Below are 25,483 nucleotides of genomic sequence, written 5' to 3' on the forward strand. Positions count from 1 at the left end.
CAGTGAGCCGGTGAAGTTCCTTCCCCTCCGTACCGGGGTCCGCTGGAAGATCGCCGTCGCCATCGCGGCGGTCGGCGCGCTCATCGCGGTCACCCTGAGCGTCGTCGTGCACAACGCCGCCCGCATCTCGATGCTCGACAACGCGCGCGAGGTGCAGATGGAGCGGCTGCTCTTCGCGCAGCGGATGTACGAGACGTCGAAGCCGAAGGAGCCCCGCTTCGGCACGAAGATCAACGACCCGGCGCTGCCGCCGCAGCTCGACCAGCTGATGCGGGACAAGCGGCGCGGGACGTACGTGCAGGAGCACCGGCACGGCGGGCCGCCGGACGTGTGGGCGGCCGTGCCGCTCGCCAATGGCGACGTCCTCTCGCTGCACATCCCCTTCGCCGACCGCAGCGCGACGATCATGAACGATCTGGACCGGGCGCTCGTCATCGGCTCGGTGTCGGTGGTCTTCGGCGGCTGCGCGCTCGGCGTGCTCATCGGCGGGCAGCTCTCGCGGCGGCTGCGGAAGGCCGCCGTCGCGGCCGGCCGGGTGGCCCAGGGCAATACGGACGTACGGGTGCGGGACGCCGTCGGCGGAGTCGTACGGGACGAGACCGACGACCTGGCGTGGGCGGTGGACGCGCTGACCGACGCCCTGAACGAGCGGATCGAGGCCGAGCGGCGGGTCACCGCCGACATCGCGCACGAGCTGCGCACCCCCGTCACCGGGCTGCTCACGGCGGCCGAGCTGCTGCCGCCGGGACGTCCGACCGAGCTCGTACGGGACCGGGCGCAGGCCATGCGGACCCTGGTCGAGGACGTCCTCGAGGTGGCCCGGCTCGACAGCGCCTCGGAGCGGGCCGAGCTCCAGGAGATCGCGCTCGGCGAGTTCGTGGAGCGGCGGGTGCGGGCCCTGGACCCGGAGGTCGTCGTCCGGGTGGTGCACGAGGACTGGGTGAACACCGACCCGCGCCGCCTGGAGCGCGTCCTGGGCAATCTCCTCGCCAACGCGGCCAAGCACGGCAAGCCGCCGGTCGAGGTCACCGTCGAGGGCCGGGTGGTCCGCGTCCGCGACCACGGCCCCGGCTTCCCGGAGGCGCTCCTCAAGGAGGGGCCGAGCCGGTTCCGTACGGGGACGAGCGACCGCGCGGGCCAGGGCCACGGCCTGGGCCTGACGATCGCGGCGGGCCAGGCCCGGGTCCTCGGCGCCCGGCTGACCTTCCGGAACGTGGCCGCGGAGGGGGCCCCGGGCGGGGTGGGCGGCGCCATCGCGGTGCTGTGGCTGCCGGACCACGCGCCGACGAACACGGGGAGCTTCCCGGTGCTGCGGCTGGCGGAGTGAGCACACGAGAGGGGGCCGGTCCTTTCCAGGACCGGCCCCCTTTCCGTACGGGAGGTCTCTTCGTACGGGAGACCTCTTCGTACGGGTCGTACGGGAGACGTACGGGTGATCAGACCGTCTCGGCGACCTTGAGCGCGTCGTCGCCGGACTCCGCCTTCGGGGCCGCGGCCGGTCCGGCGCCGCGGAGCGCCACCTCCTTGACGAAGAAGGCGAGGACGAAGCCGAGGACGGCGACGGCCGAGGCGACCAGGAAGGCGCCGTGGGTGCCGGTGGCGACCGCGTGCTGGTAGGCCTCGCGGAGCGCGGCCGGCAGCTTGGCGAGGCTCCCCCCCCCCGCCTGGGCGGTCCGCTCCGTGAGCCCGCCCCCGCCGCGGGACGCCATCTCGTCCTGGACGCGGCTGGTGAACAGCGCGCCCATGATCGCGACGCCGAAGGAGGAGCCGAGCGTCCGGAAGAGGGTGGTGGAGGAGGAGGCGACGCCCATGTCCTTCATCTCCACGCTGTTCTGGGCGACCAGCATGGTGATCTGCATGAGGAAGCCCATGCCGGCGCCGAGGACGGCCATCCAGATGCCGGAGACGAGGCGCGAGGTGCCGGTGTCCATCGTGGAGAGCAGGAACAGGCCGACCACCATGAGCGCGCCGCCCACGATCGGGAAGACCTTGTACTTGCCGGTGCTGGTGGTGAAGCGGCCGACGAGCAGCGAGACGACCATCATCGACAGCAGCATCGGCAGGAGCAGCAGGCCGGAGTTGGTGGCCGAGGCGCCCTGGACGGACTGCTGGAAGATCGGCAGGTAGAGGACCGCGCCGAACATCACGAAGCCGGTGATGAAGCCGATCAGGGACATCAGGGTGAAGTTGCGGCTGCGGAAGATGTGCAGCGGCATGATCGGGTCGCTCGCCCGGGTCTCCACGAAGAGGAACGCGGCGAGCGCGGCGACGCCGCCGATGATCAGGCCGACGATGGTGGCCGAGTCCCAGGCGTACTCCGTGCCGCCCCAGGTGGTGACGAGGACGATCGCGGTGATGCCGACGGTCAGCAGTCCGGCGCCGAGGAAGTCGATCCGGGTGCCCGTGGCTCGCTGCTTCTTCGGCAGGTGCAGGACGGTGGTGATCATGGCGAGGGCGACGATGCCGAGCGGCAGGTTGATGTAGAAGGACCAGCGCCAGCCCCAGTGGTCGGTGATGGTGCCGCCGACGAGGGGGCCGCCGATCATGGCGAGGGCCATCACGCCGGCCATCATGCCCTGGTACTTGCCGCGCTCGCGGGGCGGGATCAGGTCGCCGATGAGCGCCATGACGCCGACCATCAGGCCGCCGGCGCCGAGGCCCTGGATCGTGCGGAAGCCGATGAGCTGGCCCATGTCCTGGGCCATGCCGCTGAGCGCCGAGCCGATCAGGAAGATCACGATCGAGGTGAGGAAGATGCCCTTGCGGCCGAACATGTCGCCGAGCTTGCCCCAGATGGGGGTGGAGGCGGCGGTGGCCAGGGTGTAGGCGGTGACGACCCAGGAGAGGTGCTCCAGGCCGCCGAGCTCACCGACGATCGTCGGCATGGCGGTGCCGATGATCATGTTGTCGAGCATCGCGAGGAGCATCGCGATCATGAGGGCGAGAAGGACGACGCGTACGCTGCGCGGCTGCGGGTCCGCAGCCTTCCCCTCCACCGCTTGAACGTTCTGTTTCGTCGCCATGTCCATCCCTTACTTGCCGCCCGGCTAGTTACTACACTGAGGACGGTAGGCCGGTAACTAGCCGGGCGTCAAGTAAGTTTTCTGGAAAGCGGAGACCCGTCATGGCCCGAGGCAACACCCGCCAGCGCATCCAGGACGTGGCTCTCGAACTCTTCGCCGAGCAGGGGTACGAGAAGACCTCGCTGCGGGAGATCGCGGAACGTCTGGACGTCACGAAGGCGGCGCTCTACTACCACTTCAAGACCAAGGAAGACATCATCATCGGGATCTTCCAGGACCTGACGCGCCCGCTCGACGACCTCATCGAGTGGGCGGGCGAGCAGCCGCGCACCCTGGAGGTGAAGCAGGAGATCCTGCGCCGCTACCAGAAGGCGCTGCTCGCCGCGGCTCCGCTGTTCCGCTTCATGCACGAGAACCAGGCGACCGTGCGCGACCTGAGCATCGGGCTCACCTTCAAGGAGCGCTTCCTCGCGCTCAACAAGTTCATCCAGGAACCCGACGCCCCGGTGAAGGACAAGGTCCGCGCCGTGAGCGCGGTCTTCGCACTGCACGCCGGGACCTTCTTCATGGAGAACATCGAGGGCGACCCCGAGGAGAAGCAGGAAGCCGTCCTCGAGGTCGCCCTCGATCTCATCGATCAGGCCCAGAAGGGCCAGTAAGTGCGTCAGACGCCGACGCCGTGGGCCCGCAGGAAGGCCATCGGGTTGACGGCGGAGCCGTAGTTCGGGGTCGTACGGATCTCGAAGTGCAGGTGCGGGCCGGAGGAGTTGCCGGTGTTGCCCGAGAGGGCGATCTGCTGGCCGGCGCCGACCGACTGGCCGATGTTGACCTGGATCCGCGACAGGTGGGCGTACTGGGAGTACGTGCCGTTGGCGTGCTTGATCACGATCGCGTTGCCGTACGCGGGGCCGTCGCCGCCGCCGTTCGGGCCGGCCTTCACGACGGTGCCGGCGGCCGCGGCCTTGACCGGGGTGCCGACCGGGACGGCGAAGTCCTGGCCGGAGTGCTTGTGGGCCCACATGGCGCCGCCCTGGTTGAAGCTGGCGCTGAGGGCGTACGAGGTGACCGGCTTGACCCAGGCGGGGGCCGCCTTCTTGACGACCTTCACGGGGGTGGCCTTCACGGCGGCGGCCTTGGCGACGGCGGCCTTCACCTGAGCGGCGAGGTGGGCCTGGGCGTCGGCCTGGGCGGCGACGGCGGCGGACGCGGTCAGGGCGGCCGGGGCGGTGGCGATCTTGCCCTCGGCGGCGAAGGCGGACCCTGCTCCGGCCACCAGCGTCGCTCCCAGACCCGCGGTGGCGAGAGCAACGGCGGTGATACGGGCGGCGGGGTTCATGACGCGCTTCGACATACGGGGGAAGACCTCCGGGAAGTACGGGACCCGACGCGGACGGTCGCTGCGTCGGGCTTGCTCATCCTTGGTAACCCGACCCCCAGCCCATCCCAAAACGCCCCATCTACGACATTGCGTCGTAGCGATCTCCGGGGAAGTTGACCCCTTGACGACCCCGGAGAGGAGTCGCGAAATCGGACATACCGACACAAGCGAATCGGTTTACGCGCACGTCATGAGGGCCCGAAACCGCCTGAAACGCCGCCTGACGCCCGGTTCGGAACCCTTCGGGACCAAAGTCCCGATGGTTCACACCTGAATGTCCCCAATCGACACAAACGTCTCCACTATCCTCGTTAGTACCCCTCAAAACGCCTGTGCGCCTTGTCACCAGCGGCCCGCCCCGAATGGGACCTGGGTCACGCAACCGAGCCGCCCGGAACGCCGTCCCGCACTACGCTGACCGCTTCGGGAATCCAGGGAATCCACGGGGGGACCACGCATGGAACCGGCACTCATCGGCACGCGCCTCGCCTCGGCCGCGATCGGACCGCTGCTGAGGAAACTGCTGGTCAGCGACGGTCCGGGCGCGGGCCTCACGGGCCGATCGGACAAGGTCCGGCTCTCCTCCCTGGTCTCCTTCCGCGGCGAGAAGCGCACGCTCACGGAAAAGGACGTCCGAAGGCTCGCCGGAACGCTCGTCGAGCGTTCCCGGGGCAGGGACGGGGAGCGCCCCTTCCCCGCCGACGAGACCGAGGCGGTCACCGACACCCTCGCCCGGACCCTCCTCGCCCTCGGCGACCTCGACATGGACGACGTACAGGCCGTCCGCCTCGGCCACCGCGACCTCGCCCGCCGCCTGCGGACGGCGGCCCCGGCCCCGGACGGCCTCTCGACGGACTCGGGCCTCTACCTGGAGTCGCTGACCGAATGGGCCTGCCTCCACATCCTGGAGTTCTTCACCCAGCGCTCCACGTTCGTGGCCCGCAGCCTGGTGGAACAGACCCGGGCGCAGGGCGAGCTCATCGCGAAGATGGACGAGGTCATCCGCCGCACGCCACGGGCGGACGGGCGGGACGCGGACTTCGAACGCCGGTACCTGGAGCACCTCGCCAAGAAGCACGGCCGCCTGACGATCTACGGCATCGACCTGCACCACTCCCCGGACCGGTGGCCGCTGGACCTGGCCTATCTGTCCCTGGAGGCGACGGGCGAGGCGCCCCTGCCGGACGAGGCGGGCCCCTTCGCCCCGCACCAGCGGGAACAGGCCGTCCGCGCCGACCTCGCCCTCTCCCGCCACGACAAGGTCCTGCTGCGCGGCCTCGCGGGCTCGGGCAAGACGACCCTCGTCCAGTGGCTGACGGTCTCGGCGGCGACGGAGGGGCGGACGGCGGGCACGGCTGCCGAGGGGCGTACGGACGGCATGGCGTACCTCCGGGGCCGCATCCCCTTCGTCCTGCCCCTGCGCGCCCTCACCCGCCACGGCGAGCGGCTCCCCGCCCCCGACCGCTTCCTGCCCGCCGCCGGCTGCCCGCTCACCCCGCCGGAGGGATGGGTCGACCGCGTCCTGTCCTCCGGCCGGGGCCTCGTCCTCGTCGACGGCATCGACGAGATCCCCGAGGCAGAGCGGGGCAGGGCCCGCGAGTGGCTCCGGAGCCTGCTCGACACGTACGAGGGCAACCGCTGGCTCGTCACCTCCCGCCCCACCGCCGTACGCGACGACTGGCTGTCCTCCGACGGCTTCACCGAGCTGACCCTCTCGCCCATGACCCGCGCCGAGGTCGCCACGTTCGTACGCCGCTGGCACCGGGCCGCCGGGCCGGAGGCGGAGCCGTACGAGCAGCCGCTCCTCGACGCGCTCCGCACCGCCGAGCACGTCGCCCAGCTCGCCACCAACCCCCTCATGTGCGGGCTCATCTGCGCCCTCCACCGCGACCGGCGCGGCTTCCTGCCCCGCGGCCGCAAGGCCCTCTACGAGGCCGCCCTGTCGATGCTCCTCGCGCGCCGCGACCGCGAGCGGGACATGGGGGCGCCGTCCGGCCTCGCCCTCGACGAGGCCCCGCAGATCCAGCTGATCCAGCGCCTCGCGTACTGGCTGACGCTCAACGGCCGCACCCAGCTGGACCGGGCCCACGCGGAGTCACTCGTGCGGGAGGCGGTACCGGCGGTCCAGGAGGCCGCGCAGCATCCGCCGGAGAAGGTCTTCACCCACCTCCTCCACCGCAGCGGCCTCCTGCGCGAGCCGACCGCGGACACCGTCGACTTCGTCCACCGCACCTTCCAGGACTACCTGGCCGCGAAGGCCCTGGTGGACCACTGGGACATCGGCGTCCTGGTCCGGCACGCCGCCGACGACCAGTGGGAGGACGTCATCCGCATGGCGGTGGGCCACGCCAGGCCGCGCGAGTGCGCGGAGATCCTCCAGGAGCTCCTGAAGGCGGCGGACGCGGCCACGGACCGCCCGCTCCGCCTGGTCCTGCTGGCGGCAACGGCCCTGGACCACGCGACGGAGGTGCCGCCGGAGGTACGGGAGCGGGTCCTGGCCCGTACGGGAGACGTCGTCCCGCCCCGTACGCTCGACGAGGCCAAGCTGCTGGGCTCGGCGGGGCGCATGGTCCTCGATCTGCTGCCGGGCCCGGACGACCTGGACGCCGACGCGGCCCGCCTGGCGGTCGTGGCCGCCTCCCACGTCCAGGACGACGCCGCCGTCCTCTACCTGTCCCGGTTCGTCTCCCACCCCTCGGTCGCCGTCCGCTCCCAGATGATCTGGGCCTGGCACCGGTACGAGACCCGCTCCTACGCCGAGGAGATCGTGGCGCGGCTCGACCCGACCGGCCTCTACTACACCGTCCAGGACGACGCCCAGGCCCACGAGCTGATCCGGCTCGGTCTGCGGCCCCGGCTGCTGCAGATCCACCACCGGGTGACCCCCGGAACGAGGGCCTCGCTCCTCAGCCACTGCGAGCCCCGGCGGCTCACCCTGGAGGTGTTCGACCGCTCGCCGGATCTCGCCCCCCTGACCGGCCTGACCCGGCTGCGCAGGCTCTCGCTCAGCCTCTCCCTGAGCGCCGACTGGTCGTCCGACGATCTGCCGGCGACGGCTCCTCTCCGCCAGCTCTCGATCACCACGCTCCCCCTGGACGGTCTGGACCGGCTGTCCCGGCTCCCGGAGCTGCGCGAGCTGCACCTGTGGGAGGCCCAGCCCCTCTCCCCCGAGCGCTGGCAGCAGCTCGCCGCACTGGCGGGCGTCGAAACCCTCGCGTTCAGGGGGTCGGACCTCGCCGACTGCCCCGTCGGGACCGTCCTTCCCGGAGTCACCGTGCTCCACCTGGCCTCCCAGGTCGACACGTCGGGCCTCCGGCGGGCCGTGGAGGTCTTCCCGTCGGTCCGCCGCCTCCACCTCGCCCCCGGCAGCCACGATCTCGCCCCGCTCTCCGGGCTCACCGACCTCCTCTCGGTCCGGGCGATCGGACTCGTCACCGGCGCCGAGCGGCTCGCCCCGCACGTCCAGGTCGTCTCCGCCTGACCACGGAAAAGGGGCGGCCCCGGAACCCATCGGGTTCCGGGGCCGCCCCTTACCGCTCAGCGCTCAGCGCGTGCGTCACGCTTCCTTCGAGAGGTTCGGGCCCGAGCCGCCCGCCGCCTCGATCGGCGGGGCGTCCGGCAGGGCCGACTTCTCCTCGCCGCGGAAGGTGAACTTGCGCTCCTCGCCCTCGCCCTCCGTGTCCACGACCACGATGTGACCGGGGCGCAGCTCGCCGAAGAGGATCTTCTCCGAGAGCGTGTCCTCGATCTCGCGCTGGATCGTCCGGCGCAGCGGCCGGGCGCCCATCACGGGGTCGTAGCCCTTCTTGGCGAGCAGTTCCTTCGCGGACTGGGAGAGCTCGATGCCCATGTCCCGGTCCTTGAGGCGCTCGTCGACGCGGCTGATCATCAGGTCGACGATCTGGAGGATGTCCTCCTGCGTCAGCTGCGGGAAGACGATGATGTCGTCCACACGGTTGAGGAACTCCGGGCGGAAGTGCTGCTTCAGCTCGTCGCTGACCTTGGCCTTCATCCGCTCGTAGTTGGACTTCGTGTCGCCCTGGGCGGCGAAGCCCAGGTTGAAGCCCTTCGAGATGTCCCTGGTCCCGAGGTTGGTGGTCATGATGATGACCGTGTTCTTGAAGTCCACGACCCGGCCCTGGGAGTCGGTCAGGCGACCGTCCTCCAGGATCTGGAGAAGGGAATTGAAGATATCGGGGTGGGCCTTCTCGACCTCGTCGAAGAGGACGACGGAGAACGGCTTGCGGCGCACCTTCTCGGTGAGCTGGCCGCCCTCTTCGTAGCCGACGTATCCGGGAGGCGAACCGAAGAGACGGGAAACCGTGTGCTTCTCGCTGAACTCCGACATGTCGAGGGAGATCATCGCGTCCTCGTCGCCGAAGAGGAATTCGGCGAGCGCCTTCGAAAGCTCGGTCTTACCGACGCCGGACGGGCCGGCGAAGATGAACGAGCCACCGGGGCGCTTCGGGTCCTTCAGACCCGCACGGGTACGGCGGATGGCCCGCGAGAGGCCGATGACGGCGTCCTTCTGGCCGATGACGCGCTTGTGGAGCTCGTCCTCCATGCGGAGCAGACGCGAGGACTCCTCCTCGGTCAGCTTGAAGACCGGGATGCCGGTGGCGGTCGCGAGGACCTCGGCGATCAGCTCGCCGTCGACCTCGGCGACGACGTCCATGTCGCCGGCCTTCCACTCCTTCTCCCGCTTGGCCTTCGCGGCGAGGAGCTGCTTCTCCTTGTCGCGCAGGGACGCGGCCTTCTCGAAGTCCTGCGAGTCGATCGCGGACTCCTTGTCGCGGCGGACGCCGGCGATCTTCTCGTCGAACTCGCGGAGGTCCGGCGGCGCGGTCATCCGGCGGATGCGCATCCGGGAGCCGGCCTCGTCGATCAGGTCGATCGCCTTGTCCGGGAGGAAGCGGTCCGAGATGTACCGGTCGGCCAGGGTCGCGGCCTGGACGAGGGCCTCGTCGGTGATGGAGACCCGGTGGTGGGCCTCGTACCGGTCGCGCAGACCCTTGAGGATCTCGATCGTGTGCGGCAGCGACGGCTCGGCGACCTGGATGGGCTGGAAGCGGCGCTCGAGGGCCGCGTCCTTCTCCAGGTACTTCCGGTACTCGTCGAGCGTGGTGGCACCGATGGTCTGGAGCTCACCGCGGGCCAGCATCGGCTTGAGGATGCTGGCGGCGTCGATCGCGCCCTCGGCGGCGCCCGCACCCACGAGGGTGTGGAGCTCGTCGATGAACAGGATGATGTCGCCGCGGGTGCGGATCTCCTTGAGGACCTTCTTCAGGCGCTCCTCGAAGTCACCGCGGTAGCGGGAGCCGGCGACCAGCGCGCCGAGGTCCAGGGTGTAGAGGTGCTTGTCCTTGAGGGTCTCGGGCACCTCGCCCTTGACGATGGCCTGCGCCAGGCCCTCGACGACGGCGGTCTTGCCGACGCCGGGCTCGCCGATGAGGACCGGGTTGTTCTTGGTGCGGCGGGACAGCACCTGCATGACCCGCTCGATCTCCTTCTCGCGCCCGATGACCGGGTCGAGCTTGGATTCGCGGGCCGCCTGGGTGAGGTTCCGCCCGAACTGGTCGAGGACCAGGGACGTCGAGGGGGTGCCCTCGGCAGGACCGCCGGCCGTGGCGGCTTCCTTGCCCTGGTAGCCGGAGAGCAGCTGGATGACCTGCTGCCGCACCCGGTTGAGGTCGGCGCCCAGCTTCACGAGGACCTGGGCGGCGACGCCCTCGCCCTCGCGGATCAGGCCGAGCAGGATGTGCTCGGTGCCGATGTAGTTGTGGCCGAGCTGGAGGGCCTCACGGAGCGAGAGCTCCAGGACCTTCTTGGCACGCGGGGTGAAGGGGATGTGGCCGGACGGGGCCTGCTGCCCCTGTCCGATGATCTCCTCAACCTGCTGGCGGACCGCCTCGAGCGAAATCCCGAGGCTCTCCAGGGCCTTAGCGGCGACACCCTCACCCTCGTGGATAAGGCCCAGAAGGATGTGCTCGGTGCCGATGTAGTTGTGGTTGAGCATCCGGGCTTCTTCCTGAGCCAGGACGACAACCCGCCGCGCGCGGTCGGTGAACCTCTCGAACATCGTTAATCGCTCCTCAGAGCGGTCAGTCAGTTAGGGGTCGATCCCCTCCCTGTCCTTCCGCAGCTTAGTCCCGCAAGCGGGGACCGCTCATTCCAACTGCCGACATCCGTCCGGATCACCCCCTCTTCGGCGGGGAGACCTGCTGCCGAACAGCCGACAAATGCTCCAACTCGATGGTGCGAGACGATGTTCCCGCAGGCCAAGTAGTTACCCGTGCCATCAGTACGCCGATGGCGAACGTGAGACGCCGAAGCCCGCGAGTCGCCCCTTCCCACTAGGAATGTCTTACCCGTAAGCACTGACACTCCATGCGGCGCACCCTGGTTCCCTCCGCTACCAGCGAACACCCTTGCGCTGCCGAATGCACGCGTACGCCCCATCCCGGACACCTTGCGCGTCCACCGGGAGACCGTGTGTCACCTTCGCCGGGGTCGTGTGGCACCTTCGCCGGGGGCCGTGCGTCACTTTCGCCGGGGGCCGCGCGTCACCGCGGGCGTAACCAACGCGCCCTCGCGGGAGTTCCCCCTGCATGGTCTTCACCGTCCCGCTGCCCCGCACGCCGCCCGACGGCGGGATCGCGCGGTGGTACGAGGACGAGCTCGGCTGGGCCACGGTGGCGGGCCCGCCGGTGGGTCTGGTCACGGGGCTGCGCTTCGACGTCCTGGAACTGCCCGCCGAGGCCGGCCGGGGCGTGCTGCGCCGGATGGGCGCCGCGACGGGTCCGGTAGCCCTGCTAGGGCACCGGATGGCCCTGCTCGTGGCCGCGGGGAGCGCGGAGGAGCTGCCGGGACTGCTCGACTGGCTGGAGTGGGGCGGGATCGCGTTGGATCTCGCGGCCCTCGGTGCCGACGGCCGGATGACCGCACCCCTTCCCCCGGGGCGGGGCGGATCCGGCGCGCCGGGCGCCGCGGTGTGGCTGCGGGCGCCCGCGCCGGGTCGCGAGGTCGAGCCCTCGCTGCCGGCGCTGCGGTCCGCGCCGTGGGGCGTTGCGGGTGCCCCCTGTCTGGTGCGTCTCGTGGCCGCCGCCGCGGCGGAGTGCCACCGGGTACGGCTGCTGAGTGCCCGTACCCGCGGGGCGGCTCAGCAGCTTTCGCCTCAGCGGTTCGCGTCCTCGTAGGCGGCCTTGATGTCGGCGGGAACGCGACCGCGGTCGTTGACGTTCATGCCGTTCTCCTTGGCCCACGCGCGGATCTTCGCGGTGTCCTGGCTGCCCGTCGCCACGGCGCGGCCCTTGCCGCGGCCGCCGGTGGTGCGGCCGCCGGTGCGGCGACCGCTCGTGGTGTACGGCTCGAGCAGGCCACGGAGCTTTTCCGCGTTGGCGGTGGTGAGGTCGATCTCGTAGGTCTTGCCGTCCAGCGCGAACGTCACGGTCTCGTCCGCCTCGACGCCGTCGAGGTCGTCGACAAGAAGGACCTGAACCTTCTGTGCCACCGGATTTCCTTTCATCGAAAATGCAGTACGCGGAAAGGAAACCGCTTTTCCGGGAAAAACACAAACCCCTGGGAGAGGTTCAGATCCCCGGCAACGCGGGAAACGTGCGCGATTCGGACATAGGGTTCCGCGAGAGGATCCCCGGGCTTCCCCGTCACAGGTGCAGAAGCATCCGGCTGTTGCCCAAGGTGTTCGGCTTCACTCGTTCGAGACCGAGGAACTCGGCGACTCCCTCGTCATAGGAACGCAGGAGCTCGCTGTAGACATCTCCGTCGACCGGGGTCTCGCCGATCTCGACGAAGCCGTGCTTCGCGAAGAAGTCGACTTCGAAGGTCAGGCAGAATACCCGCCGCACCCCGAGCCATCGGGCGGTGTGCAACAACTTGTCCAGCACCTGATGTCCGACGCCGGCTCCCTTGAACTCGGGATCGACGGCGAGAGTGCGGACTTCGGCGAGGTCTTCCCACATGACGTGGAGTGCGCCGCAGCCGACGACGACGGCGTCCTCGTCGCGTTCCGCGACCCAGAACTCCTGGATGGACTCGTAAAGGGTCACGGTCGCCTTGTCGAGCAGGATGCCGCGCTGCACGAAAGGATCGACGAGACGGCGGACCGCGGGCACATCGCTGGTGCGGGCCCTGCGTACGGTGACGGCTTTGGCGGGGGTCGACATGGGGGGACGCTATCGCTACGGGCGGGGCGTCCCTTCGTCACCCTCGCCCTCCCGCGGGGTGGCGGGGAGCGGGTTGTCGCGCTGGACGATCCGGATGGCGTCGTTCAGCGACTCCCGCTGTTCCGGCGACATCATGCCGAAGAAGGCGACGAGTGCGGCGGCGGGGTTGTCGCTCTGCGCCCAGGCCTCGTTCATCAGTGCGGCCGAGTAGGCGGCGCGGGTGGAGACCGCCGTATATCGATAGGCGCGGCCTTCGACCTCCCTGCGGACCCAGCCCTTCTGATGGAGATTGTCCATGACGGTCATGACGGTGGTGTAGGCGATGGACCGTTCCTGCTGGAGGTCTTCCAGGACTTCCCGGACGGTGACCGGACGGTTCCATTGCCAGACGCGCGTCATGACGGCGTCTTCGAGTTCTCCCAAGGGGCGGGGCACAATGCCACCCTAGTGGGAGAAAGGGCAATAAACGGCTATTGCCGCCCAGAACGACCCGAGAACGACAAAAAGGGTGCGCGACCGGAAGCGGTCGCACACCCTCGGCACTGCGGTACGGGACGGACTAGGAGCCGTCCGCCTGGCGGGCGGCCTCGGCACGGGCGAGGGCGGCGTCCACGACCGCGTCCTCCTTGGCCTTGTTCGGGCCGCCCTGGCTCTTGACGATCACGGTGACGAGGGCGATGAAGAACGCGGCCATCACCACGGGGGGCACGAGCGCGGATACGTAGTCCATGCCGTCCAGAGTAGCTATCCGGCAGCCCTCTCCTCGGGCGGGGGCGGCGGAACGGGGCGTCGGCGTGGCGGGAACACCTCGGAGGGCTTGGGGACCGGGCGCTCGGCCGGGGCGGGCGGCTTCGGCTTGGGTCCGTCGGCCGCCGCGCGCCCGCCGGGCAGGGCGAGCAGCCGGGCCCGGGAGACGGAGGGCGCGCCCGCCGCGGTCGAGGCGGTGGCCTGGGAGACCCGGGCCAGGCGCGCGCGTACGGAGCGCTCGGCGAGGACCTGGCAGCGGTCGAGCAGCTCGGCGGCGGCCGGGTTGCGGCGCAGCGCGCGCAGGGCGGAGAGGTCGTCCGCGTCGGGGTCGTAGCCGGCGGCCAGGGCGTCCCGGAGGAGCTCCAGGTAGCCGCTGAGGGACCCGGGCAGCGCCTCGCGGTAGCGGACCAGGTCGCCGAGGAGGAAGGCGCGCAGCCGGCCGGCCTCGCGTACGGCCTCGTCCACGGATTCGGTCAGGCGCAGGCAGTCCTGGACGTCCGCGTCCTGGAGGGGGGCAGGGTGGAGGGCGATGGCAAGGGCACGGCGGAGCACACGCAGCTCGTCCGCGCTGAACGCCATGCCGCCGCGGGATCCGTATGGCGTGGGCATGGGCCGACGATACGCGCTAATCGGACAATTTCCTCTTAGCGATCATTCCGGCGCGCCGGAATGATCACCCCCGGCCGCGGGCCTCACATGCGGGAGACGTTCCGCTCGTAGACCAGGCGCAGGCCGATCAGGGTCAGCCAGGGCTCGTGCTCGTCGATCTCCTTCGAGTCGGCGAGGACCATCGGCGCCAGGCCGCCGGTCGCGATCACCGTGACGTCGGAGGGGTCGCCCTTCGGCCCGACCAGCTCGCGCTTCATCCGGGCCACCACGCCGTCGACCTGGCCCGCGTACCCGAAGACGATGCCCGACTGCATGGCCTCGACCGTGTTCTTGCCGATCACGCTGCGCGGCCGGGCGAGCTCGATCTTGCGGAGCATGGCGCCCTTGACGCCCAGGGCCTCCACCGAGATCTCGATGCCCGGCGCGATCGCCCCGCCCGCGTACTCGCCGCGCACGGTGATCGCGTCGTACGTCGTCGCCGTGCCGAAGTCCACGACGATCGCCGGGCCGCCGTACAGCTCGACGGCCGCGACCGCGTTGATGATGCGGTCGGCGCCGACCTCCTTGGGGTTGTCCGTGAGGATCGGCACCCCCGTCTTGACGCCCGGCTCCACGAGGACCGCCGGCACGTCCCCGTAGTACCGGCGGGTCACCTCGCGCAGCTCGTGCAGCACCGAGGGGACCGTCGCGCAGATGGCGATCCCCTCGATGCCGTCGCTCAGCTCGACGCCGAGCAGCGGGTGCATGCCCATGAGGCCCTGGAGCAGGACCGCCATCTCGTCGGCGGTGCGGCTCGGGTCCGTGGAGATCCGCCAGTGCTCGACGATCTCCTCGCCGTCGAAGAGACCGAGCACCGTGTGCGTGTTGCCGACGTCGATGGTGAGCAGCATCAGGAGCGCACCTCGCGCAGGTCGAGGCCGATGTCGAGGATCGGGGAGGAGTGGGTGAGGCCGCCGACCGCCAGGTAGTCGACGCCGGTCGCCGCGTACGCCGCCGCGTTCTCCAGGGTCAGCCGGCCCGAGGACTCCAGGACGGCGCGGCCCGCGACCAGGGCGACGGCCTCCTCGGTCTCGATCGGGGTGAAGTTGTCGAGCAGGATCAGGTCGGCGCCCGCGTCCAGCACCTCGCGGACCTGGTGCATCGTGTCGACCTCGACCTCGATCGGCACCTCCGGGAACAGCTCGCGGACGGCCTTGAAGGCCTCGGCGACGCCGCCGGCCGCCACCACGTGGTTGTCCTTCACCAGGGCCGCGTCGGAGAGCGACATGCGGTGGTTGACGCCGCCGCCGCAGCGGACCGCGTACTTCTCCAGGGCGCGCAGGCCCGGCGTCGTCTTGCGGGTGTCGCGGACCTTCGCGTTCGTGCCCTCCAGGGCGTCCGCCCACGCGCGCGTGGCGGTGGCGATGCCGGAGAGGCGGCACAGGATGTTGAGCGCGCTGCGCTCGCCGGTGAGCAGGTCGCGGGTGCGGGCGGTGACGCTCAGGAGCACCTGCCCGGCCTCGACGCGCTCGCCGTCCTCGACGTGCCGCTCGACCTCGAACTCGTCGGTGCAGACGATCGACAGGACGGCCTCGGCGACCCGCAGACCGGCCACGACACCGGCCTCGCGGGCGGTGAAGTCGGCGGTGGCGACGGCGTCCTCGGGGACGGTCGCCACGGTCGTCACGTCGACCCCGCCGTCGAGGTCCTCGGCGATCGCGAGGTGGGCGATGTCCTCGACCTGGATCGGGTCGAGACCGGCGTCGGCGAGCAGCTGCGCGAGCGCGGGGTCGAGACCGCACTCGAACTCCTCGCCGTCACCGCAGCCGCAGCCGTCGCCGCAGCCGCCGGGCTCCTCCTCGGAGGAGACCGCGTTGATCTGGATGAGAGGGACGTCCACGGGCTCGGGACGGGCTTCCTCGGGCGTGCTCACTTACGGCTCCCTGGGGGCGTCGAGGGTGGGGGGAAAGTCGAAGGTGTCGGTGGTGCGGACGTCGAGGGTCCGCTCCGGGGTGAGGTGGACGACGAGGTGCCTGCGCCACTGCGCGTCGTCCCGGTCGGGGCAGTCCTCGCGCCAGTGGCAGCCGCGGGTCTCCTCGCGGCGGCGGGCCGCGGCGACCAGGACCCGGGCGACGCACAGCAGGTTCGTGGTCTCCCAGGAGTCCACGCCCGGCTCGGCCGCCTTGCTGTCGTCGTCGCCGCCCGCCAGGGCGTCGCCGTGCAGGGCTTCGAGGGCCTCGGCGGCCTCCCGCAGGCTGGCCTCCGAGCGGAGCACGCCCGCGCCGGCCGTCATGATCCGCTGGATACGGGTCCGGGCGCCGGCCACGGGCAGCGGCAGGGTCACCGGGGCCGGGTGCGGCACCGGGGCGCCCGGCACGCGCGGGGCGGCGGCCGTGATGTCCTCGGCGATCCGCTCGGCGAAGACCAGGCCCTCCAGGAGCGAGTTCGAGGCGAGCCGGTTGGCGCCGTGGACGCCCGTGCAGGCGACCTCCCCGCACGCGTACAGGCCCGGCACGGTGGTCCGGCCGTGCAGGTCCGTGCGGACGCCGCCGGAGGCGTAGTGGGCGGCGGGGGCGACCGGGATCGGCTCCGTCACCGGGTCGATGCCGTGGGAACGGCAGGCCGCCAGGATCGTCGGGAAGCGCTCCGCCCACATCTCGGCGCCGAAGTGACGGCCGTCGAGGTACATGTGGTCGGTGCCGTTCTCCTGCATCCGGCGGGTGATCGCCTTGGCGACGATGTCCCGGGGCGCCAGCTCGGCCAGCTCGTGCTGCCCGAGCATGAAGCGGACCCCGTCGGCGTCGACCAGGTGGGCTCCCTCGCCCCGTACCGCCTCGGAGACCAGCGGCTGCTGGCCCTCGGAGCCGGCCCCGAGGAACAGCACCGTCGGGTGGAACTGGACGAACTCCAGGTCGGAGACCTCGGCCCCGGCGCGCAGCGCGAGCGCGACGCCGTCGCCGGTGGAGACGCCCGGGTTGGTGGTGGCGGAGAAGACCTGGCCCATGCCGCCGGTGGCGAGGACCACCGCGGGCGCGTGGACCGCGCCGACGCCGTCGTGCTGCCCCTCGCCCATGACGTGCAGGGTCACGCCCGCCGTGCGGCCCTCGGCGTCCGTCAGGAGGTCCAGGACGAGGGCGTGCTCGATGAAGCGCACGCCCCGGTCCCGTATCGCCTCGACCAGGGCGCGGGAGATCTCGGCGCCGGTCGCGTCCCCGCCCGCGTGGGCGATCCGGCGGCGGTGGTGGCCGCCCTCCCGGGTCAGCGCGATCTCGCCCTCGGCGGTCTTGTCGAAGTCGGCGCCGGTCGCGATCAGGCGGCGGACGGCGCCCGGGCCCTCGGTGACGAGCAGCCGCACGGCGTCCTCGTCGCAGAGGCCCGCACCGGCGACGAGGGTGTCGTCGAGGTGCTGCTCGGGGGTGTCGCCCTCGCCGAGCGCGGCCGCGATGCCGCCCTGGGCCCAGCGGGTGGAGCCCTCGTCGAGCCGGGCCTTGGTGACGACGACCGTACGGAGCCCGGCGGCGGTGCAGCGCAGGGCGGCGGTGAGCCCGGCGACCCCGGAGCCGACCACGACGACGTCGGCGTCGATGGACCAGCCCGGGGTGGGCGCGTGCAGCCGTATTCCGGTCACTTGGCGGCTCCGAAGGTCAGGGGGATGTTGTCGATGAGCCGCGTGCTCCCCACGCGCGCGGCGACGGCGAGGATCGCCTCCCCGTCATGGCCGTCGGCGACCTCGGTGAAGTCGGCCGGGTCCACGAGGGCCAGGTAGTCGAGGGTGAGCGGCGGCTCGGCCTTCGCCGCCTCGTCCAGGACGGCGCGGGCGGCTGCCCGTACGGCCCCGGCGGCGCCGCCCTCGGCGGCCTGCGCGACCGCGTGGGCGTCGGCGGCGGCCCGGGCCTCGCCGAGCCGCGACAGGGCCTCGGCGCGGTTCTCGGCCCGGCCCTGGGCGCCCGGCAGCGCGGTGGCACGCGCGCGCAGCGCCTCCTGGGCGGCGAGCCGCTCGCGGGCCGCGAACAGCGCGCGGGACAGCGCGAGGGCCGTCCGGCGCTCCCCGGCCGACAGGTAGCGGTTGCGGCTGGAGAGGGCCAGGCCGTCGGTCTCGCGGACGGTCTCCACGCCGACGATCTCGACGGGGAAGTTCAGGTCCTCGACCATGCGGCGGATCAGGGCCAGCTGCTGGGCGTCCTTCTGGCCGAAGAAGGCCAGGTCGGGCGCGGTCAGGTGGAGCAGCTTGGCGACGACCGTCAGCATGCCGTCGAAGTGGCCGGGCCGGGAGGCGCCTTCGAGGCGCTCGCCCATGGGACCGGCGGTGATCCGGACCTGGGGCTCCCCGCCCGGGTAGACCTCGTCGACGGAGGGCGCGAAGACGGCGCTCGCGCCCGCCTCGAAGGCCAGCTCCAGGTCGGCGTCGAGGGTGCGGGGGTAGCGGTCGAGGTCCTCGCCGGCGCCGAACTGCAGCGGGTTGACGAAGACGGTGACGACGACGAAGCCCTTGGCGCCCACGCGCTCGCGTGCGGCCCGGATCAGGGTGGCGTGGCCCTCGTGGAGGGCGCCCATGGTCATGACGACGGCGTTGCGGCCGGGAGCGCCGTGGTGGGCCACGGCGTCGTCGAGGTCCTCGACCGTGGGCAGCAGTTCGGCCGGCTCGTGGCGGACGGGACGGCCGCCCTCGGCGCTCTCGCGGGCGAACAGGGTCATCGGTCGTCTCCTTGCGGCCCGTCGGCTGCGGTGGTGGTGCTGTCGGTGGCGAGCACGCCCAGCAGGTCCTCGGCCAGCTCGGGCTTGAGCAGGCCGTGCGCGAGCGCCCGGTCGGCGGTCGTGCGGGCCATCGCCAGATAGCCGGCGACGGTGCCGGGCGCGTGCTTGCGCAGCTCGGCGACGTGGGCGGCGACCGTACCGGCGTCACCGCGCGCGACGGGTCCGGTGAGGGCCGCGTCCCCGGACCGCAGGGCGTTGTCCAGGGCCGCGCCCAGGAGCGGGCCCAGCATGCGGTCGGGGGCGGCGACCCCGGCCTTGTGGAGCAGCTCCATCGACTGGGCCACCAGGGTGACCAGGTGGTTCGCGCCCAGGGCCAGGGCCGCGTGGTAGAGCGGCCGGGCCTCCTCCGCGATCCACTCGGGCTCGCCGCCCATCTCGATCACCAGGGCCTCGGCGGCGAGCCGCAGCTCCTCGGGCGCGGTCACCCCGAAGGAGCAGCCGGCGAGCCGCTGGACGTCGACGGCGGTGCCGGTGAAGGTCATGGCGGGGTGCAGGGCGAGCGGCAGGGCACCCGCCCGGCGGGCGGGGTCCAGGACCCGCGCCCCGTACCGCCCGGAGGTGTGCACGAGCAGCTGCCCCGGCCGTACGGCTCCGGTGTCGGCGAGGCCCTCGACCAGGCCCGGCAGCGCGTCGTCCGGCACGGTCAGCAGGACCAGGTCGGCGAGGGCGAGGACACGGGCGGGCTCGACGACCGGGACGTCGGGCAGGAGCTCGGCGGCGCGCCGCCGCGAGGCGTCGGAGACCGCCGAGACGGCGACGGGGCGGTGCCCGGCGAGCCGGAGCGAGGCGGCGAGGGCGGGGCCCACCCGCCCTGCGCCGACGACTCCGACGGTGAGCCGAGCGGGTCGGTCCTCGGCCCGGGGCTCCGATGCCCTGGGCTCTGGCGCTGCTGGTGCGTTCACGGTGGGGACGGCCTTCCGTTCCAGTCCTCGGCGGGTACCGGACGATTTCTGGTCATGCTACGCCAGCGGTTCACGGTGTCCCGTGGCCTGTCCACAGGGTGTGGGCGGTGGTGTGATGATCGGCCCATGAACCCTGTGACCCCCGTGACTCCCGTGGAGACTCCTGTGGACGAGGAAGCGGCCCGGCTCCACCGGGCGAAGGTGTGGGGCGGCGCCGAGCGCAGCCTGTGGCACACCTCGGTCGACGGCACGGTCGGGGCGCGGCTGCGCGAGCTGGCCGCCTGGGCGGAGGCCGCCGGCCACGGAGAGGCCCAGCTCGACATGTACGGGAACGGGCTCGTGGAGGAACTCGAACGACGCGTCGCCGAGGAGCTCGGCCTCCCCGCCGCCGTCTTCTTCCCGACCGGCACCATGGCCCAGCAGGTGGCGCTGCGCTGCTGGGCCGGGCGCACCGGCAACCCCGTCGTCGCCCTCCACCCGATCGCCCACCCCGAGGTCCACGAGAGCGGGGCGTTCGGCGTCGTCTCCGGGCTCCGCACGGTCCACCCGACCGACGCGCCCCGGCTGCCGACCGCCGAGGAGGTACGGGACCACCCCGAACCCTTCGGGACGCTGATGCTGGAGCTGCCGCTGCGGGACGCCGGCTTCGTGCTGCCGTCCTGGGAGGAGCTGACCGAGGTCGTGGAGGCGGCCCGGGAACGGGACGCGGTGGTCCACTTCGACGGGGCCCGGCTGTGGGAGACCACGACGCACTTCGGCCGCGGCCTCGCGGAGATCGCGGGGCTCGCCGACAGCGTGTACGTCTCGTTCTACAAGTCCCTCGGCGGCATGTCCGGGGCCGCGCTCGCCGGCTCCGATGAGGTCATGGAGGAGGCCAGGGTCTGGCGCCACCGGTACGGCGGGATGGTCTTCCAGCAGTACCCGGCGGCGCTCTCCGCGCTCCGGGGCCTGGACGTCGAGCTGCCCCGGCTGCCCTCGTACGTGACGCACGCGCGCATGGTGGCCGACGCGGTCCGGGAGGCACTCGCGGAGGCGGACACCGGCTGGTTCCGCGTCCACCCGGAGACCCCGCACACCCACCAGTTCCAGGTCTGGCTGCCGTACGACCCGGACGCCCTGACGGCGGCGGCCCTCGCCCAGACCGAGGACACCGGCACCGCCTTCTTCCGCCGCTGGTCCGCCCCGGGCGCGGGCGGCCCGCCGGGAGTGGCGATCACGGAGCTGACGGTCGCGGGGTCCGGTCTGGAGTGGACGGCGGAGGACGTGAAGGAGGCGGTACGGGACTTCCTCGCGCGCGTCGAGAGGTGACCCTCAGCGGGCGGGGCGCAGCCATCGGTGCAGGGCCGCGCGGACGGCGCCGCGCGCCGGGCGGCCCGCCACCACCCGTTCGAAGCGGCGGCGGTCGCGGACGGCCCGGAACACGGCCACGTCGTGGGTACCGGGCGCCGGCGGCATCGGCTCGCCGAGCCGGGCGGCGCGATGGGTGTCGAAGAGGTACTGGTGCAGCGCGTTCATGTCCCCACCGTGCGCCGCGCCGCCACGGTCCGACCCCCGGATTGACGGCCCCCGTCAATCCGGGACCCGTCGATTGACGGCCCCCGTCAAACGGGACGACAGCTCCCCCGCCCCACCCCGCACCATGGACGGGTGAGCGTGACCATCGACATCACCGGACTGCCGCACGAGCGGATCACCTTCTGCCCCTCGCCGCTGGCCGAGCTGGGCTCCGCCCTGCACACCCTGGCCGTGCCCGCCCACCACCCGCGGCTGCACGCCTGGACCACCACGACGACGGCGGCGCTGAAGCCGGAGCTCGCGGACCGGCTCATCGAGGCCGACTTCATGTGGAACAACACCCGCTCGGACATCCTGCTGCCGCCGCAGCCCCGGGAGACCCTCGCGGAGGAGCTGGACGACCTCGACCGCATGGACGACGAGAAGTTCGTCGGCTCCGCCCTGGAGATCTCCTGCAACAGCCACTACGCGGACGGCGCGCCCTCCCCGCTCGTCGACGAGCGGATGCGCCGCCGCGCCCTCGACCTGGCCGCCGCGCGCGGCCCGCGCCAGGCCTCGTTCGTGGAACGGATGCTGGCCGACCCGCCCGGCACGCGCGCGTGGATCCGGCGGCTCCTGGAGGACTGCGACGAGGCCTTCTTCGCGGACACCTGGAGCCGCGTCCGGCTGCAGCTCGCCGCCGACGCCCGCCACAAGACCGAGCTGATGCGCCGCAAGGGGCTCGCCGAGGCCGTCGCCGACGCCTCCCCCGCGATGAGCCTGGAGGAGGACGAGCAGGGCTCCCGGATCGTCATCGACAAGCTGGTCCAGGGCCGGGCCAGCGCCGAGGGCTCCGCCGTGACGTTCCTGCCGACGGCCTTCGGCTGGCCGCACCTCTTCGCCCTGTACACCCCCGGCTGGCAGCCCGTGATCCAGTACCCGATCCCGGCCCGCGACCTCGGCGGCGCGGCCTCCGTCGAGGCGGTGAAGCTGCGTCTGGAGGCCGTCGCCCACCCCATGCGGATGCGGCTCTGCCGCAGCCTGGCGCGCGGCTCCAGCACGACGAGCGAGCTGGCCGACGCGTACAACATCACCGCCCCCGAGGTCTCCCGCCACCTCGCGGTCCTGAAGAAGGCCGGGCTGATCATCACCCAGCGCCGCGGCCGGTACGTGCACCACCAGCTCGACGTGTCCGTCGTCGCCCGACTCGGCAGCGACTTCCTGGAGTCGGTGCTGCGGTAGGACTGGCGGTCCTGGAGTCGGTGCTGCGGTAGCGGCTACGCCGGGCGCGGCCGGCAGGGCCGCTAGACCGCGCCGCCGCCCGCCCGGACCAGGCCCGTCTCGTACGCCAGGACCACCACCTGGACCCGGTCGCGCAGGCCCAGCTTGGTCAGGATGCGGCCCACGTGCGTCTTCACCGTCGCCTCGGAGAGGACGAGCCGGGCGGCGATCTCGCCGTTCGACAGGCCCTGCGCGACCAGCATCATCACCTCGCGCTCCCGCTCCGTCAGACGCCCCAGCTCCTTGTGCTCGGGCTCCTTGCCCGAGGACGGCAGCATCGGCGAGAAGCGGTCCAGAAGCCGGCGCGTGGTGGAGGGCGCCACCACCGCGTCGCCGCTGTGCACCGAGCGGATCGCGGCGAGCAGCTCCGCCGGCGGCACGTCCTTCAGCATGAAGCCGCTCGCGCCCGCCTTCAGGCCCGAGAACGCGTACTCGTCGAGGTCGAACGTCGTCAGGATCAGCACCTTCGGGGCGTCCGGCTCCGAGCAGATCCGCCGGGTCGTCTCCACCCCGTCCAGCTTCGGCATGCGCACGTCCATCAGGACGACGTCGACCGCCGTGGAACGCAGCGCCTCCAGGGCCTCCACCCCGTCGCCCGCCTCCGCCACGACCTCCATGTCCGGCTGGGCGGCGAGCACCATGCGGAAACCGGTCCGCAGCAGCACCTGGTCGTCGACGAGCATCACGCGGATGGACATCAGGTCAGTTCCTTAGGGGTCGTCAGTGAGCGGGCTTGAGGGGGAGCAGGGCGCTGATCCGGAAACCGCCGCCCGGACGCGGACCCGCGTCCAGGGTGCCGCCGACCATGCCGACCCGCTCGCGCATGCCGATCAGACCGTGGCCCCGCCCGTCGGCGCCGCCGTCCTCGTACATCTCCTGCGGGGCGCCCCGGCCGTCGTCCTCGACGAGCAGGCCGAGACCGTCGTCGAAGTAGACGAGACGCACGCTGGCGCCGGCGTCGGGACCGCCGTGCTTGCGCGTGTTGGTCAGGGCCTCCTGCACGATCCGGTACGCGGTGAGCTCGACGCCGCTGGGCAGCGGGCGCGGGCTCCCCTCGATCGCGAAGTCGACGGTGAGACCGGCGTCCCTGACCTGCTCCACGAGGTCCTCGATCTGCTGGACGTCGGGCTGCGGCACGTACTCCCCGGCCTCCTGGTGCTCTCCGGTGCGCAGGATCCCGAGGAGTCTGCGCATCTCTGCGAGCGCCTGCCGGCCCGTCGTGGAGATCGTCTCCAGGGCCTGCTTGGCGGTCTCCGGGGAGGAGTCCATGACATAGGCGGCGCCGTCGGCCTGGACCACCATCACCGACACGTTGTGCGCGACGACGTCGTGCAGCTCGCGGGCGATCCGGGCCCGCTCGGCGGCGACCGCGACCTTGGCCTGCGCCTCGCGCTCCTGCTCCAGGCGGGAGGCCCGCTCCTCCAGCTGCGCGAAGTAGGCGCGGCGGGTGCGGAGCGAGTCGCCGAGGACCCAGGCGAGGGCGAACGGCACGGTCATGATGATCGTGAAGAACACCTTGGCCGCGTCCGAGCCAGGGGCCTCCATGGGCCATCTGAGCTGGGAGAGCGTGGAGGCGCTGAGTCCGCCGGTGAGCGCGAGCCGGGACGCCCAGCGGGGTCCGTCGTGCGCCGCGACCGTGAAGATGATCACGAGCATGGCGAAGTCGGCCATGAACGGCGTCAGGCCGAGCCCGAGCTGGACCAGGCCGAGGCCGACCGCGAGCAGCAGCATCTTCTCCGGGGCACGCCGGCGCAGGGCCACGACCAGGGAGAACAGCGCGGCCACCAGGCCGTACGCGACGGGGTTGTCGACCGCCGGGAGGGTCGTCCCCACCCACAGCAGGGAGAACCCGAGGAGGACGACGGCCCAGAAGACGTCGACGCCCGTCGGGTGTCTGCGGATGAAGTCGTAGAGGCGCTGCACGTCACCCAGAGTAGGGAAAGGGGACAGTGCACGGATCAACCGTGGGGTCGATCCTTGGCGCGGGACCCGTACTCCCCGAGGTGGAGACTGGGGCACGTGACGGATGAGACGTGTCAGTGGCAGGGGTGGCGGGAGGCCACGGAACGGGCGCTGTACGGCCCCGGGGGCTTCTATCTGCGCCCCGAGGGCCCGGCGGGGCACTTCCGCACCTCGGTGCACGCCTCCCCGCTCTTCGCGGCGGCCGTGGCCCGGCTGCTCGGCGAGGTCGCGGAGGAGCTGGGGACGGCCGAGGTCGACCTGGTGGACGTGGGCGCGGGGCGCGGTGAACTGCTGACCTCGGTGCTCGCGGCCGTCGGCTCCTCGCTCTCGGTACGGGCGTACGCGGTCGAGCGCGCCGCCCGCCCGGCCGGGCTCGACCCACGGGTGGAGTGGACGGACCGGATGCCGCAGGGTGTGCGCGGACTGCTCTTCGCGAACGAGTGGCTCGACAACGTGCCGGTGGACATCGCGGAGGCGGACCCGACGGGCACGGTCCGGTACGTGGAGGTCGCGCCGGACGGCACGGAGCGGCTCGGCGCGCCCGTCACCGGCCCGGACGCCGACTGGCTGGCCCGCTGGTGGCCGCTGCGGGAGCCGGGCGCGCGGGCCGAGATCGGGCGGCCCCGCGACGAGGCCTGGGCGGCGGCGGTCGCCTCCCTGGTGGCGGGCCGGGCGGTGGCCGTCGACTACGCGCACGTACGGGCCTCCCGGCCGCCCTTCGGCACCCTGACCGGCTTCCGCGCGGGCCGAGAGGTCCCCCCGGTCCCGGACGGCAGCTGCGACCTGACGTCCCACGTGGCCCTGGACGCGTGCGGGGGCCTCCCGGCGGGGACCGGGGACGGTACGGGCACTCACGCGGGCGCGTACGGCAGCGGAAGCGCGGGCCGTACGGACGGCGCTTCCTCGGGCATCGGCCGCACGGCCGACGGCCCCTTCGCCGGGCTCCCCGGCGCCGAGCTCGTCACACAGCGGGAGGCGCTGCGGGGGCTCGGGGTGTCCGGGCAGCGGCCGCCGCTCGCGCTCGCCTCCACCGACCCCGCCGGGTACGTCCGCGCGCTCGCCTCCGCCGGCGAGGCGGCCGAGCTCACCGCCCGCGGCGGTCTCGGCGACTTCCTCTGGCTGACCCAGCGGGTCCCGCCGGCCGGCGGCCGCTGAGCTGCCGCACCCGCT

At 72.2% G+C, this 25,483-nt stretch carries 23 protein-coding genes; 7 read left to right on the forward strand and 16 right to left on the reverse strand.

Annotation, left to right across the window (positions count from 1 at the left end; translation table 11 throughout):
- Positions 1 to 10 precede the first annotated feature (10 nt).
- Positions 11 to 1,327 carry a two-component system sensor histidine kinase CseC gene (gene cseC / locus SVTN_RS16755; protein WP_041129822.1) on the forward strand — a complete coding sequence of 439 codons (1,317 nt, stop codon included), beginning with the start codon at positions 11 to 13 and terminating at the stop codon, positions 1,325 to 1,327.
- 109 nt (positions 1,328 to 1,436) lie between these two features.
- Here the strand turns inward: cseC and SVTN_RS16760 are convergent, their stop codons facing one another.
- Complete coding sequence (locus tag SVTN_RS16760; protein ID WP_425428982.1) at positions 1,437 to 3,029, reverse strand: MDR family MFS transporter; 1,593 nt, start codon at positions 3,027 to 3,029, stop codon at positions 1,437 to 1,439.
- A 95-nt stretch (positions 3,030 to 3,124) separates the two neighbouring features.
- Between SVTN_RS16760 and SVTN_RS16765 the strand changes: the two genes are divergently transcribed.
- Complete coding sequence (locus SVTN_RS16765; RefSeq protein WP_041129823.1) at positions 3,125 to 3,682, forward strand: TetR/AcrR family transcriptional regulator; 558 nt, start codon at positions 3,125 to 3,127, stop codon at positions 3,680 to 3,682.
- Between the two features lie 5 nt (positions 3,683 to 3,687).
- Here SVTN_RS16765 and SVTN_RS16770 read toward each other — a convergent pair whose 3' ends face one another.
- Complete coding sequence (locus SVTN_RS16770) at positions 3,688 to 4,374, reverse strand: M23 family metallopeptidase (RefSeq protein ID WP_041129824.1); 687 nt, start codon at positions 4,372 to 4,374, stop codon at positions 3,688 to 3,690.
- Between the two features lie 484 nt (positions 4,375 to 4,858).
- Between SVTN_RS16770 and SVTN_RS16775 the strand changes: the two genes are divergently transcribed.
- On the forward strand, positions 4,859 to 7,882 hold the full coding sequence (locus SVTN_RS16775) for an NACHT domain-containing protein (RefSeq protein WP_041129825.1): 3,024 nt from the start codon (positions 4,859 to 4,861) through the stop codon (positions 7,880 to 7,882).
- A gap of 75 nt (positions 7,883 to 7,957) precedes the next feature.
- Here SVTN_RS16775 and SVTN_RS16780 read toward each other — a convergent pair whose 3' ends face one another.
- Positions 7,958 to 10,480 (reverse strand): ATP-dependent Clp protease ATP-binding subunit, encoded by a 2,523-nt coding sequence (locus SVTN_RS16780; protein WP_041129826.1) that lies wholly within the window; start codon positions 10,478 to 10,480, stop codon positions 7,958 to 7,960.
- A 529-nt stretch (positions 10,481 to 11,009) separates the two neighbouring features.
- Between SVTN_RS16780 and SVTN_RS16785 the strand changes: the two genes are divergently transcribed.
- Entirely contained in the window at positions 11,010 to 11,597 is a 588-nt protein-coding gene (locus tag SVTN_RS16785; RefSeq protein WP_041129827.1) for an SCO3374 family protein, read from the forward strand.
- On the opposite strand, the gene SVTN_RS16790 is transcribed toward SVTN_RS16785, so the two are convergent.
- The 10 genes from SVTN_RS16790 to SVTN_RS16835 form a co-directional block, all read right to left on the reverse strand.
- Positions 11,576 to 11,911 carry a histone-like nucleoid-structuring protein Lsr2 gene (locus tag SVTN_RS16790; RefSeq protein ID WP_030324199.1) on the reverse strand — a complete coding sequence of 112 codons (336 nt, stop codon included), beginning with the start codon at positions 11,909 to 11,911 and terminating at the stop codon, positions 11,576 to 11,578. The genes SVTN_RS16785 and SVTN_RS16790 overlap by 22 nt on opposite strands.
- 154 nt (positions 11,912 to 12,065) lie before the next feature.
- Positions 12,066 to 12,584, reverse strand: a complete 519-nt coding sequence (locus SVTN_RS16795; protein ID WP_041129828.1) for an amino-acid N-acetyltransferase — start codon at positions 12,582 to 12,584, stop codon at positions 12,066 to 12,068.
- A 15-nt stretch (positions 12,585 to 12,599) separates the two neighbouring features.
- Positions 12,600 to 13,019 (reverse strand): BlaI/MecI/CopY family transcriptional regulator, encoded by a 420-nt coding sequence (locus tag SVTN_RS16800; protein WP_052499160.1) that lies wholly within the window; start codon positions 13,017 to 13,019, stop codon positions 12,600 to 12,602.
- A gap of 124 nt (positions 13,020 to 13,143) precedes the next feature.
- Entirely contained in the window at positions 13,144 to 13,314 is a 171-nt protein-coding gene (locus SVTN_RS44795) for a hypothetical protein (protein WP_041129830.1), read from the reverse strand.
- A 14-nt stretch (positions 13,315 to 13,328) separates the two neighbouring features.
- Positions 13,329 to 13,910, reverse strand: a complete 582-nt coding sequence (locus SVTN_RS16810) for a hypothetical protein (RefSeq protein ID WP_041129831.1) — start codon at positions 13,908 to 13,910, stop codon at positions 13,329 to 13,331.
- Positions 13,911 to 14,023: 113 nt separating this feature from the next.
- Positions 14,024 to 14,830 carry a type III pantothenate kinase gene (locus SVTN_RS16815; RefSeq protein ID WP_041129832.1) on the reverse strand — a complete coding sequence of 269 codons (807 nt, stop codon included), beginning with the start codon at positions 14,828 to 14,830 and terminating at the stop codon, positions 14,024 to 14,026.
- Positions 14,830 to 15,852 (reverse strand): carboxylating nicotinate-nucleotide diphosphorylase, encoded by a 1,023-nt coding sequence (nadC, locus tag SVTN_RS16820; protein ID WP_041129833.1) that lies wholly within the window; start codon positions 15,850 to 15,852, stop codon positions 14,830 to 14,832. Before nadC ends, SVTN_RS16815 begins: the two co-directional genes overlap by 1 nt.
- The gene (locus SVTN_RS16825; protein ID WP_041129834.1) at positions 15,853 to 17,547 is read right to left on the reverse strand and encodes an L-aspartate oxidase; all 1,695 of its coding nucleotides are present in this window, start codon (positions 17,545 to 17,547) and stop codon (positions 15,853 to 15,855) included.
- On the reverse strand, positions 17,544 to 18,614 hold the full coding sequence (panC, locus tag SVTN_RS16830; protein WP_078908384.1) for a pantoate--beta-alanine ligase: 1,071 nt from the start codon (positions 18,612 to 18,614) through the stop codon (positions 17,544 to 17,546). The genes SVTN_RS16825 and panC overlap by 4 nt, the downstream gene beginning before the upstream one ends.
- A complete protein-coding gene (locus SVTN_RS16835; protein WP_052499161.1) occupies positions 18,611 to 19,576 on the reverse strand; it encodes a Rossmann-like and DUF2520 domain-containing protein in 966 nt (321 codons plus the stop codon). Before SVTN_RS16835 ends, panC begins: the two co-directional genes overlap by 4 nt.
- A 126-nt stretch (positions 19,577 to 19,702) precedes the next feature.
- Here SVTN_RS16835 and SVTN_RS16840 point away from each other — a divergent pair, with 126 nt between their 5' ends.
- Entirely contained in the window at positions 19,703 to 20,884 is a 1,182-nt protein-coding gene (locus SVTN_RS16840; protein WP_052499162.1) for a threonine aldolase family protein, read from the forward strand.
- Positions 20,885 to 20,887: 3 nt separating this feature from the next.
- On the opposite strand, the gene SVTN_RS16845 is transcribed toward SVTN_RS16840, so the two are convergent.
- Positions 20,888 to 21,091 (reverse strand): hypothetical protein, encoded by a 204-nt coding sequence (locus SVTN_RS16845; RefSeq protein ID WP_041129836.1) that lies wholly within the window; start codon positions 21,089 to 21,091, stop codon positions 20,888 to 20,890.
- A gap of 132 nt (positions 21,092 to 21,223) precedes the next feature.
- Between SVTN_RS16845 and SVTN_RS16850 the strand changes: the two genes are divergently transcribed.
- Entirely contained in the window at positions 21,224 to 22,312 is a 1,089-nt protein-coding gene (locus tag SVTN_RS16850) for a DUF5937 family protein (protein ID WP_041129837.1), read from the forward strand.
- Positions 22,313 to 22,374: 62 nt separating this feature from the next.
- Here the strand turns inward: SVTN_RS16850 and SVTN_RS16855 are convergent, their stop codons facing one another.
- Complete coding sequence (locus SVTN_RS16855) at positions 22,375 to 23,049, reverse strand: response regulator (protein WP_041129838.1); 675 nt, start codon at positions 23,047 to 23,049, stop codon at positions 22,375 to 22,377.
- Between the two features lie 22 nt (positions 23,050 to 23,071).
- A complete protein-coding gene (locus SVTN_RS16860; protein WP_041129839.1) occupies positions 23,072 to 24,274 on the reverse strand; it encodes a sensor histidine kinase in 1,203 nt (400 codons plus the stop codon).
- 96 nt (positions 24,275 to 24,370) lie between these two features.
- On the opposite strand from SVTN_RS16860, the gene SVTN_RS16865 reads away from it, so the two are divergent.
- Positions 24,371 to 25,468 carry an SAM-dependent methyltransferase gene (locus SVTN_RS16865; RefSeq protein WP_041129840.1) on the forward strand — a complete coding sequence of 366 codons (1,098 nt, stop codon included), beginning with the start codon at positions 24,371 to 24,373 and terminating at the stop codon, positions 25,466 to 25,468.
- Positions 25,469 to 25,483: the final 15 nt, after the last annotated feature.

Origin of the sequence: Streptomyces vietnamensis (assembly GCF_000830005.1) — a bacterium.
In the GTDB taxonomy this organism is placed as follows: Bacteria; Actinomycetota; Actinomycetes; order Streptomycetales; family Streptomycetaceae; genus Streptomyces; species Streptomyces vietnamensis.

Bases quoted from the DNA above. Each gene is read 5' to 3' on its own strand.
- SVTN_RS16775 (WP_041129825.1), top strand. From the start codon at position 4,859: ATGGAACCGGCACTCATCGGCACGCGCCTCGCCTCGGCCGCGATCGGA.
- SVTN_RS16770 (WP_041129824.1), bottom strand. From the start codon at position 4,374: ATGTCGAAGCGCGTCATGAACCCCGCCGCCCGTATCACCGCCGTTGCT.
- SVTN_RS44795 (WP_041129830.1), bottom strand. From the start codon at position 13,314: ATGGACTACGTATCCGCGCTCGTGCCCCCCGTGGTGATGGCCGCGTTC.
- SVTN_RS16760 (WP_425428982.1), bottom strand. From the start codon at position 3,029: ATGGACATGGCGACGAAACAGAACGTTCAAGCGGTGGAGGGGAAGGCT.
- panC (WP_078908384.1), bottom strand. From the start codon at position 18,614: ATGACCCTGTTCGCCCGCGAGAGCGCCGAGGGCGGCCGTCCCGTCCGC.
- SVTN_RS16765 (WP_041129823.1), top strand. From the start codon at position 3,125: ATGGCCCGAGGCAACACCCGCCAGCGCATCCAGGACGTGGCTCTCGAA.
- SVTN_RS16795 (WP_041129828.1), bottom strand. From the start codon at position 12,584: ATGTCGACCCCCGCCAAAGCCGTCACCGTACGCAGGGCCCGCACCAGC.
- SVTN_RS16855 (WP_041129838.1), bottom strand. From the start codon at position 23,049: ATGTCCATCCGCGTGATGCTCGTCGACGACCAGGTGCTGCTGCGGACC.
- SVTN_RS16810 (WP_041129831.1), bottom strand. From the start codon at position 13,910: ATGGCGTTCAGCGCGGACGAGCTGCGTGTGCTCCGCCGTGCCCTTGCC.
- SVTN_RS16845 (WP_041129836.1), bottom strand. From the start codon at position 21,091: ATGAACGCGCTGCACCAGTACCTCTTCGACACCCATCGCGCCGCCCGG.
- SVTN_RS16840 (WP_052499162.1), top strand. From the start codon at position 19,703: ATGAACCCTGTGACCCCCGTGACTCCCGTGGAGACTCCTGTGGACGAG.
- SVTN_RS16780 (WP_041129826.1), bottom strand. From the start codon at position 10,480: ATGTTCGAGAGGTTCACCGACCGCGCGCGGCGGGTTGTCGTCCTGGCT.
- SVTN_RS16815 (WP_041129832.1), bottom strand. From the start codon at position 14,830: ATGCTGCTCACCATCGACGTCGGCAACACGCACACGGTGCTCGGTCTC.
- SVTN_RS16785 (WP_041129827.1), top strand. From the start codon at position 11,010: ATGGTCTTCACCGTCCCGCTGCCCCGCACGCCGCCCGACGGCGGGATC.